Consider the following 8,656-nt stretch of genomic DNA (forward strand, 5'->3'; position numbering starts at 1 on the left):
CCACTCTGCGTTGCACTCCTAGCCCAGACGCCCAGTCTGGGCGTCGTCGCGCGCCTTGATTGGCACTGTTTTCACCCCGTTCGCATTTGCACAAATAGCGTTAACAGGCCCTAAACCGCTGCGCTCCCACATGAAACAAGGCCCGCTTCAGCGGGCCTTGTCCTTTGGGCGCCTGCGGCGAGCGGACTACAATTCTGCTGCGGTCTCCAGGATCGCATTCGCTGGGGGTGTTGCCACACAAGTGGCGACTGAGAAAGTCCCTTTGAACCTGACTGAGGTAATCCTCGCGCAGGGAAGCATGTCCAGGGCGCCGCAGGTTTTTCAAGTTTGCCGGCGCCTTTGCAAGCCGACCTGCCATTGACACAAGGAAAAGTTGATGGCTTCCCTGAACCAAACGTCCAATACCGCTCTCACGCCGCTGCCGCAGGGCGACCGCCTGTTCGGCTGGCGCGAACATGCCGCGCTCTGGCTCAGCCTGGGCGTCGGCCTGCTGGTCATGCAGATCGGCGCCTACCTGGTGCCGGCCCTGGGTGCCAGGACGGCCCTGGCTGTCATTGTTGTCGGCTCTGTCCTCGGCGCCGGCCTGCTGGCCTGGACCGCCAAGATCGGCTGCGACAGCGGCCTGTCCAGTGCCGGCCTGATGCACGCCACCTATGGCCGCAATTTTGCGCGCCTGCCGGTGCTGCTCAACATCGTGCAACTCATCGGCTGGACCACGTTTGAGCTGGTGGTCATGCGCGACGGCACCGTTGCCATCGCGCGCCAGTCCGGCTCTTTTGTCGCGTCTTTCTGGCCGGTGCTGGCCACCCTGCTCTGGGGCGGCGTGCTGATTGCCCTGCTCTCGGGTTCCATGGTCAAGCTGGTGCGCAAGTTCATAGGCCGTTATGGCCTGCCGCTGGTGATCGCCTCGCTGCTGTGGCTGACCTGGCAATTTCTTGGCCGTGCCCAGGCCCAGGGTTGGGAAGCCATCTGGAACCGCCCCGGCGCTGGTGGCATGAGCACGCTGTCGGCCCTGGATCTGGTGATTGCCATGCCGGTGTCCTGGCTGCCGCTGGTGGCAGATTTTTCGCGCCACGGGCGGGACGGCAAAGGCGCCCTGCGCGGCACCTGGCTCGGTTACGCCATTGCCAACACCTGGTGTTACGGCCTGGGCGTGCTGATTGCCTTGACCACCCCGAGCACCGACCTGGTGGCGGCCCTGCTGCTGGCGCAAGGCGGGCTGATTGCGCTCGGCCTGATTCTGATCGACGAAGTGGACAACGCCTATGGCGATCTGTACTCGGGCTCGGTCGCCGGCCACAGCCTCAAGCCCGGCTGGAGCCTGCGCCGCTGGGGCATGGCGCTCGCTGTCCTGTGCACCGGGCTGGCGCTGGTGCTGCCCATGCACAGCCTGGAGCCGTTCCTGCTGATGCTCAGTTCGGTGTTTGTGCCGCTGTACGGTGTGATCCTGGCGCGTCTGGGCGGCACGCCCCATGTCGCCTCGCTGCTGGGGACGAAAAAGGTCAATGTCAGCGCGGTGCTCATCTGGGTTCTCGGCGTGGCAACCTACCATCTGTGCGCCAACCTTGCGCCCGAGTGGGGAGCTGCGTTGCCTACCCTGGCCCTGACTTTTGTGCTGGCACGTCTGAGCCGCGCCTCTTCGGGGCCGGCTGCCGGCGCGCCTGCCGCCAGCGCCGCCTGAGCGTGAAGCCCGCTTAAAGCCGCTTGAGCCGCATCGGCACGGGCGCATGCCCGTGGTTCAGCGGACCGCTGCCGGCGCCGGTTTTCACTTTGGCGCCTGTCAGCAGCGCAGCACGCACATAGGCGCGGGCCGATTCCACCGCTTCCCGAAGTGGTTGCCCCAGCGCCAGCCCGGCGGCAATGGCGGACGACAGGGTGCAGCCCGTTCCATGTGTGTTCGCGCTGCGGATGCGCGGCGCATGCATCCAGTGGTTTTCTCCAGAGGCGGTGAGCAGCAGGTCCATGACCGTGTCGCCCGGCAAGTGCCCACCCTTGAGCAGCACCGCGTGTGCGCCTCGAGCGAGCAACTCACGTGCTGCAGCCTCCATGTCTGCGGCATTCTTCAATGGCCGTCCCACCAGCAAAGCAGCTTCGTCAAGATTGGGAGTGACGAGGACAGCGCGCGGAAACAGCTCGCGCACCAGGACTTCAATGGCCGGGTTGTCGATCAGCACCGCGCCGCTGGTGGCCACCATCACCGGATCCAGCACCACTTTTTCGAGCGCATGGTGGTCAATGGCACCGGCCACCGCCAGCACGATTTCGGGCGCGTGCAGCATGCCGATCTTTACCGCATCGGCACCGATGTCTTCAAGCACCGCGTCGATCTGGTCGCGCAGCATGGCGGGCGGCACACCATGAATGGACCGCACGCCCTGGGTGTTCTGCGCCGTCAGCGCCGTGATGGCCGTCATGCCATAACAGCCCAGCGCCGCAAAAGTCTTCAGGTCCGCCTGAATGCCTGCCCCGCCACCGCTGTCAGAGCCCGCAATGGACAACACGCGCGGGTACTCGAACTCAAAAATGTCATTGCTCATGGAGAAAAGTGTTTCCCGTTGGATCGGGCCTGACGGAGGCCACGGTGGATTATCAGCGGAAGCCGCTTGCGGCCTGGCGCCTCGCAGAGCGGTGCCTGAATTATCGGCCCAGGGGTGACGGGTGAAGCCGAAGCACAAAAATATCAGGCTATAATCTTAGGCTGTATTCCTCAATAGCTCAGTTGGTAGAGCGCCGGACTGTTAATCCGTAGGTCCCTGGTTCGAGCCCAGGTTGAGGAGCCAGTAAATTCAAGGGCTTGCACGTAAGTGCAGGCCTTTCGTCTTTCTAAACGTGACGAAAACGTGAAAATTCCACCACGTTCGGGCCACTTCCCCCGCGCTCAATGCGGGACGCTGCGGATAAGCAATTCCGAAATGGGCTGTATTACGCCTCCTCGACAGTTATTTTGTTTGATGAAGAGTCGGGACTACTACCCAACAAGATCGACATTACCGACGAATTTGTTTTAGATGATGAACCCGGTGAACAGGCAGTTGCAAATTTCCTAACCATTGCTGGCATTGATCTTGAAGTACTAGTGAAAAGTGAAACCAGAGCTAGAGCGGGAATATTGAAAGCAGCCAATAGAAAAATTTCCGATGATTTCCGCGCTTTCTGGAGCCAGACAATTGGGGAGAACGTAGCTTTACAACTCGAATGCTCCATACATCAGCATCCCTTTGGGCACGAAAAAGCGGGGAAGTCGTACCTGGAATTTCTCATCACCGATGCAACTGCTCCTCTCTACCCAAAGCAACGCAGCAAGGGGACGCGCTGGTTTATCTCGTTCTTTCTGCAGCTTAGGGCATCGTCCGTGGAGAATGTAAAACTTATATTCTTGCTGGATGAGCCCGGCGCGAACCTGCATGAAAAAGCACAAGCGGATGTACTCAGACTTATAGAAAAGATTCGCGCCACTATTCCAGTGATCTACTCCACTCATAGCCCGCACTTGATGAACGAGGAGTCCTTTCATCGAATCCTCGCTGTGGAGCGTGATCCCGAGCAGGCAGCACATCCCACTCGGGTCATCGGAGCTCATGCATTGGGAGCAGCATCCCGGGACACGCTGAGCCCAATCTTCACGATGATGGGGGCCTCTCGTAACGCTGAAGAAGATTTCCCCGCAAGGTCAGCGCCGGTCAGCCAACGCCTCTGACTCGTTATCCCTCTGTTAAACCGCTTGTTCGGCCCGGTGATGATCGAAAACGTGACAATGCTGGAAAGGTTCAGGAGGTGCAAAAATGGGCGAATGGTCAGACTACTTCGAAGATTTTCCGGAAGAAAACCCGATCAATCAACCTAGCCATCCGTTGGGTATGCTCGTTGAGCTTTCGGAAGAGCGTATTCGCCGGAACGCCAAAAACCTTCGTTCCCAAAATGCACAGCGGAAGAAGCGGGAACAAGCTCAGGCGGAACTGCATCGAAGCATTGGTGCGCTCATGGAAGCTTATTCTTGGTTCGACGTCCACCTGGGATTGAAGATCAAAATGCACTCAAATAGCGCGCCGGAAGTCATCTCGCTTTTGAACCCGAAATCGCCGATGAAACTTCGACTGGAGTGTCTGAAGCGGTTGGTTGAAGGCTCACCGGTATACCCCGAAACCACACACGCGGGCGCATGGGGGGAGTGGATTGTGCAGGCCGAGAAAGTTCGATTGCTCCGAAATGACTACGCGCATGGACGCTGGGTCTATAACCACGGGAATAACAGCTTTTTCTTTGCCCCGCTGAGCTGGGACGTGGACCCCAAGCGCCCGGTCACACCGATCGCAACCTCACCCGCAGAAATTGATGCGCTTGCAACTGAAATCTGGATACTAATTCGGTCCATGGATGACGTGCTGCGCCCCTGTTTCCCACTTGGCCGCAGAAACATAAAAATGGATACGGCAAGCTCGGAAGGTTTGGCGAAAACTCGCGAGGGCAACTAGACTGGGACGGACGTGACACTCCTGCCGGCGGTTAACGATACGTGACGAGCGAAGGCGAGCATAAGTCATTGATAAATAAGGGTTTTATCCCCCTGTTAATCCGTAGGTCCCTGGTTCGAGCCCAGGTTGAGGAGCCAGAATTCAAAGCCTGGACGTGAATAACGTCCAGGCTTTTTTCGTTGGTGGAGTTACCATTTGCGGGTGATGTCCATGTATCGATGGCCAATGCAGTCAACCCCTACCAGCCCAAGACCATAACTTTCCCTCCGTGCGCAAGTCACCCCGCCCCCTGCCCTGGCTTGATGTGGATGAACCCTTTCCGCCTGTGGAAACTGCCTGGGCCGAGGGCGACCCGGCTCCCGGATTGCTGGCCGCAGGCCGGTCGCTCGATGTGGCGACTTTGCGGCAGGCCTATGCGCAGGGCATTTTCCCGTGGTTCGGGGTCGGCCAGCCCATTTTGTGGTGGAGCCCCAACCCGCGCATGGTGTTGCAGACGCAACATTTCAAACTGCACCGTTCACTGCGTAAAAGCCTGCTTCGTTTTATCAATGCGCCAGGCCATGAGGTCCGTTTTGACACGGCATTTGAGGCGGTCATTCACGCGTGCGCAGGCACACCCCGGGACGGGCAGGCAGGCACCTGGATCGTGCCCGACATGGTGAGGGCGTATACCGCCCTGCACCACGCCGGCGATGCCCACAGTGTGGAGACCTGGATAAATGGTGAACTTGTCGGTGGGCTGTATTGCGTCAACTTGGGCGGCATGGTGTTTGGCGAGTCGATGTTCGCGCACCGGACCGATGCATCCAAAATAGCGCTCGCTGCGCTGGTGGCTTTCTGCCGGGCCAAGGGCCTGCCTCTGATTGACTGCCAGCAGAACACGCGACACCTGGCCTCGCTTGGCGCCGCGGAAATTCCCCGTGCGGAATTTGTCGCACATGTGGCCTGCAACGCTGCGCAAACTTCCCCCTGCTGGGAATTTGACGCCCTATACTGGAACCAGATATTGACGGCCAAGACGCAGAGTGACCTGACGACGTGACGCACCTCAAAGACCTGCCCCTCCAGACGCTGCAGTTTTATGCCACAGCGCCTTACCCCTGCAGCTACCTGCCCGGCAGGCAGGCGCGCTCGCAGGTTGCCACACCCAGCCACCTGATTCACAATGCCGCCTACTCGGAACTGGTGACCAACGGCTTCCGCCGTAGCGGCATGTTCACTTACCGGCCCTACTGCGATGGTTGCAAGGCCTGTGTGCCGCTGCGGGTGCAGGTGGCGACGTTCCAGCCCGACCGCAGCCAGCGACGCGCGTGGAAACAGCATCAGTCACTGCAGGTCCGGGTGCTCAAACTGTGTTTCATGCCTGAGCACTACCAGCTCTACCTCCGCTACCAGAACGGGCGTCATGCCGGCGGTGGCATGGACCACGACAGCATCGACCAGTACACCCAGTTCCTGCTGCAGAGCCGCGTCAATTCACGCCTCGTGGAGTTTCGCGAGACCCTGCCCAACGGCGAGGCCGGTGCACTGAAGATGGTCTCCATCCTTGATGTGCTGGAAGACGGCGTTTCGGCGGTGTACACGTTTTACGAACCCGACGCGCAAGCCAGCTACGGCACCTACGGGGTACTCTGGCAAATTGAGCAGGCTAGGCAACTGGGCCTGCCTCATGTGTACCTGGGATACTGGATCGCCGAAAGCCCAAAAATGAACTACAAAGCCCGGTTTTTACCGAACCAGATCCTGGTTGACGGGCACTGGGTGGCATCGGGCGAAGCGGCCTAACCCGGCGCAATCCGGAACGCACCGTCCGTCGCCGGATATGCGGCATCGCAAATCAAGCCATGCATCATGATTTCACCAGCTAAAATCTGCTGAAGAAATCGCCATCCATGAGAAAACTCGATCCCCTCGCTTCGCCCGCCAAACCCACGGTTCAGGTGATTGAACGCATGTTCACCCTGCTGGAGATTCTTGCGGGCCGGGAGGAAGCCGTCTCGCTCAAGGAGATCAGCGAAAAATCAGGCCTGCATCCGTCCACCGCGCACCGCATCCTGAACGACCTGGCCACCGGCCGCTTCGTGGATCGCCCGGTGGCCGGCAGCTACCGGCTCGGCATGCGACTGCTCGAGCTCGGCAACCTGGTGAAAGCACGCCTGAGCGTGCGCGACGCAGCACTGACGCCGATGCGTGAGCTGCACAAACTGATCCAGCAACCCGTGAACCTGAGCATGCGCCAGGGTGATGAAATCATTTACGTGGAGCGCGCCTACAGCGAACGATCCGGCATGCAGGTGGTGCGCGCCATCGGTGGTCGCGCGCCTCTGCACCTGACCTCTGTGGGCAAGCTGTTCCTGGCGTTCGACGATCCCCAGCGGTTGCGCAGCTACGCCACCCGCACCGGGCTGCCGGGCCAGACGAAGAACAGCATCACACAGCTTGCAGTGCTTGAGCGTGAGTTGTCCAGGGCCCGCCAGTACGGCATTGCGCGCGACAACGAAGAGCTGGAACTGGGGGTGCGCTGCATGGCCGCAGGCATTTACGATGACCAGAGCAAACTGGTGGCGGGTCTGTCGATTTCGGCACCGGCCGACAGGCTGGACGAAAACTGGCTGCCCAAGCTGCAGTCGACGGCGAGCGAGATTTCAGCAGCGCTGGGCTACAGGTCCGACAATTTCAAATGAAAATGGCCTCCGACCCTTATGCAGCGGTCGTGAGTAGCTAACTTTTATATAGCATCCGCAAGGCCACTCAGACCGGCGAGCAGCGTCGCCGCCGGCTTTAGCCGCCGCTGGCCACCGGGGTGGCAGCACTTATTCTGGAGGCGCCGGCCGGTTGCGATTCCACCCAACGGCGAACCCGCTCGGCATCACCGAGGCGGCTCAATTTTCCGGCGGAATCGAGGAACACCATGATCAGCTTGCGCCCTGCAATTTTTGCCTGCATGACGAGGCATTGGCCGGCCTCGGAGATGTAGCCGGTTTTCTGCAGGCCAATTTCCCACTCGGGGTTTTTGACCAGCCGGTTGGTGTTGTTGTATTGCAGGGTCTGCCGGCCCACGGCAACCTGGTAGCCGGTGGAGGTGGACAACTCGCGCAGCACGGGATCGCCATGGGCTGCATTGACCAGCGTTGCCAGGTCCTGCGCGCTGGACTGGTTCAGGCTCGACAAACCTGTGGGCTCCACATACCGGGTGTCGTTCATGCCCAGCATCTTGGCTTTGGCATTCATCAGCTTGACAAAGGCGGTCATGCCACCGGGGTAGGTCCGGCCGAGTGCATGAGCGGCGCGGTTTTCGCTGGACATCAGGGCCAGATGCAGCAACTCTCCCCGCGTCAGGCTGCTGCCCACGCGCAGGCGCGAGCGGCTGCCTTTTTCGGTATCCACATCGTCCTGGGAGATGGTGATGGCTTCGTCCATCGGCAACTGGGCACCACTGATGATCACGCCGGTCATCAGCTTGGTCAATGACGCGATCGGCAGCACCGCATGATCGTTCTTGCTGAACAGGACTTCATGGGTGTCCTGGTCAATCACCAGCGCCACGCTGGATTTCAGATCGAGCGGATCCTGCGCGCTGTGCAGGCCGGCCAGTTGCCCAAATGAAAGCCGGGCTGGCGAGGCAACAATCACAGGCCTGCGCGGAGACTTGGCTACAAACCGGGCGCTTTTGCGGCTCGAGATCACCTTTTTCGAAACCGCTTTGCTGGCGAGTGACTTTTTAACCACCTGTCGCTTCGCCGGTGCGGCTTCTGCCGCAGGGGCCATCAACGCCGCCGAAAAGGTAAGAATTCCAACGACCTGTAAGGTCTGTTTGAAAATCGAATTCAGCGTGATGGACATGGATCGTCTCCGGGGTTCGATTAGTACGAAGCCGGAGTGTATACAAATAGAAAAAGTCACGCAATATCAAAAGCTTGCGTTACTTTCCTAAACGCAACAGTGAAGTACCGGCAAGCCCGGCTTTTTAGTCAGCCGGACTTCCACAAAGAATTACTAAACTGTTGAATATAAAAGGATTTTTTCAAATCCTGGCGCTCAACCCTGCGCCGCCACCCGGTCAGCTTTATTTTGTAACTTGCTCAGGGCGCTCAAATAAGCCTTGGCCGAAGCAACCACGATGTCTGGGTCGGCGCCAGTTTTTGACGTCGGCTGGTGGGTGCTTCGCTGGCGCGCTGCTGGGG

At 59.6% G+C, this 8,656-nt stretch carries 8 protein-coding genes and 1 tRNA gene; 7 read left to right on the top strand and 2 right to left on the bottom strand.

Annotated elements, in window-relative coordinates; genetic code table 11:
• Nucleotides 1-376: 376 nt before the first annotated feature.
• Nucleotides 377-1,681: a purine-cytosine permease family protein gene (locus WA904_RS21670; protein WP_425199193.1), complete on the top strand. Its 1,305-nt coding sequence runs from the start codon at nt 377-379 to the stop codon at nt 1,679-1,681.
• 13 nt (nt 1,682-1,694) lie between these two features.
• Here WA904_RS21670 and thiD read toward each other — a convergent pair whose 3' ends face one another.
• Nucleotides 1,695-2,537 (bottom strand): bifunctional hydroxymethylpyrimidine kinase/phosphomethylpyrimidine kinase, encoded by an 843-nt coding sequence (gene thiD, locus WA904_RS21675; RefSeq protein WP_425199194.1) that lies wholly within the window; start codon nt 2,535-2,537, stop codon nt 1,695-1,697.
• Between the two features lie 167 nt (nt 2,538-2,704).
• Here thiD and WA904_RS21680 point away from each other — a divergent pair.
• The 6 genes from WA904_RS21680 (at nt 2,705) to WA904_RS21705 (ending at nt 7,156) form a co-directional block, all read left to right on the top strand.
• Nucleotides 2,705-2,780, top strand: a tRNA-Asn gene (locus WA904_RS21680).
• Between the two features lie 101 nt (nt 2,781-2,881).
• On the top strand, nt 2,882-3,697 hold the full coding sequence (locus WA904_RS21685; protein ID WP_425199195.1) for an AAA family ATPase: 816 nt from the start codon (nt 2,882-2,884) through the stop codon (nt 3,695-3,697).
• Nucleotides 3,698-3,782: 85 nt separating this feature from the next.
• A complete protein-coding gene (locus tag WA904_RS21690) occupies nt 3,783-4,472 on the top strand; it encodes a hypothetical protein (RefSeq protein ID WP_425199196.1) in 690 nt (229 codons plus the stop codon).
• Between the two features lie 268 nt (nt 4,473-4,740).
• Nucleotides 4,741-5,514 (top strand): leucyl/phenylalanyl-tRNA--protein transferase, encoded by a 774-nt coding sequence (aat, locus tag WA904_RS21695; RefSeq protein ID WP_425199197.1) that lies wholly within the window; start codon nt 4,741-4,743, stop codon nt 5,512-5,514.
• Nucleotides 5,511-6,257 carry an arginyltransferase gene (locus WA904_RS21700; RefSeq protein ID WP_425199198.1) on the top strand — a complete coding sequence of 249 codons (747 nt, stop codon included), beginning with the start codon at nt 5,511-5,513 and terminating at the stop codon, nt 6,255-6,257. The genes aat and WA904_RS21700 overlap by 4 nt, the downstream gene beginning before the upstream one ends.
• 107 nt (nt 6,258-6,364) lie before the next feature.
• On the top strand, nt 6,365-7,156 hold the full coding sequence (locus WA904_RS21705) for an IclR family transcriptional regulator (protein WP_425199199.1): 792 nt from the start codon (nt 6,365-6,367) through the stop codon (nt 7,154-7,156).
• Nucleotides 7,157-7,253: 97 nt separating this feature from the next.
• Here the strand turns inward: WA904_RS21705 and pbpG are convergent, their stop codons facing one another.
• Nucleotides 7,254-8,315: a D-alanyl-D-alanine endopeptidase gene (gene pbpG / locus WA904_RS21710; RefSeq protein ID WP_425199200.1), complete on the bottom strand. Its 1,062-nt coding sequence runs from the start codon at nt 8,313-8,315 to the stop codon at nt 7,254-7,256.
• Nucleotides 8,316-8,656 lie beyond the last annotated feature (341 nt).

The organism is Polaromonas sp. (assembly GCF_049790275.1).
In the GTDB taxonomy this organism is placed as follows: Bacteria; Pseudomonadota; Gammaproteobacteria; order Burkholderiales; family Burkholderiaceae_C; genus Polaromonas.

Coding starts and splice junctions, on each gene's coding strand:
- WA904_RS21670 (WP_425199193.1), top strand. CDS start 377: ATGGCTTCCCTGAACCAAACGTCCAATACCGCTCTCACGCCGCTGCCG.
- thiD (WP_425199194.1), bottom strand. CDS start 2,537: ATGAGCAATGACATTTTTGAGTTCGAGTACCCGCGCGTGTTGTCCATT.
- WA904_RS21685 (WP_425199195.1), top strand. CDS start 2,882: ATGCGGGACGCTGCGGATAAGCAATTCCGAAATGGGCTGTATTACGCC.
- WA904_RS21690 (WP_425199196.1), top strand. CDS start 3,783: ATGGGCGAATGGTCAGACTACTTCGAAGATTTTCCGGAAGAAAACCCG.
- WA904_RS21705 (WP_425199199.1), top strand. CDS start 6,365: ATGAGAAAACTCGATCCCCTCGCTTCGCCCGCCAAACCCACGGTTCAG.
- pbpG (WP_425199200.1), bottom strand. CDS start 8,315: ATGTCCATCACGCTGAATTCGATTTTCAAACAGACCTTACAGGTCGTT.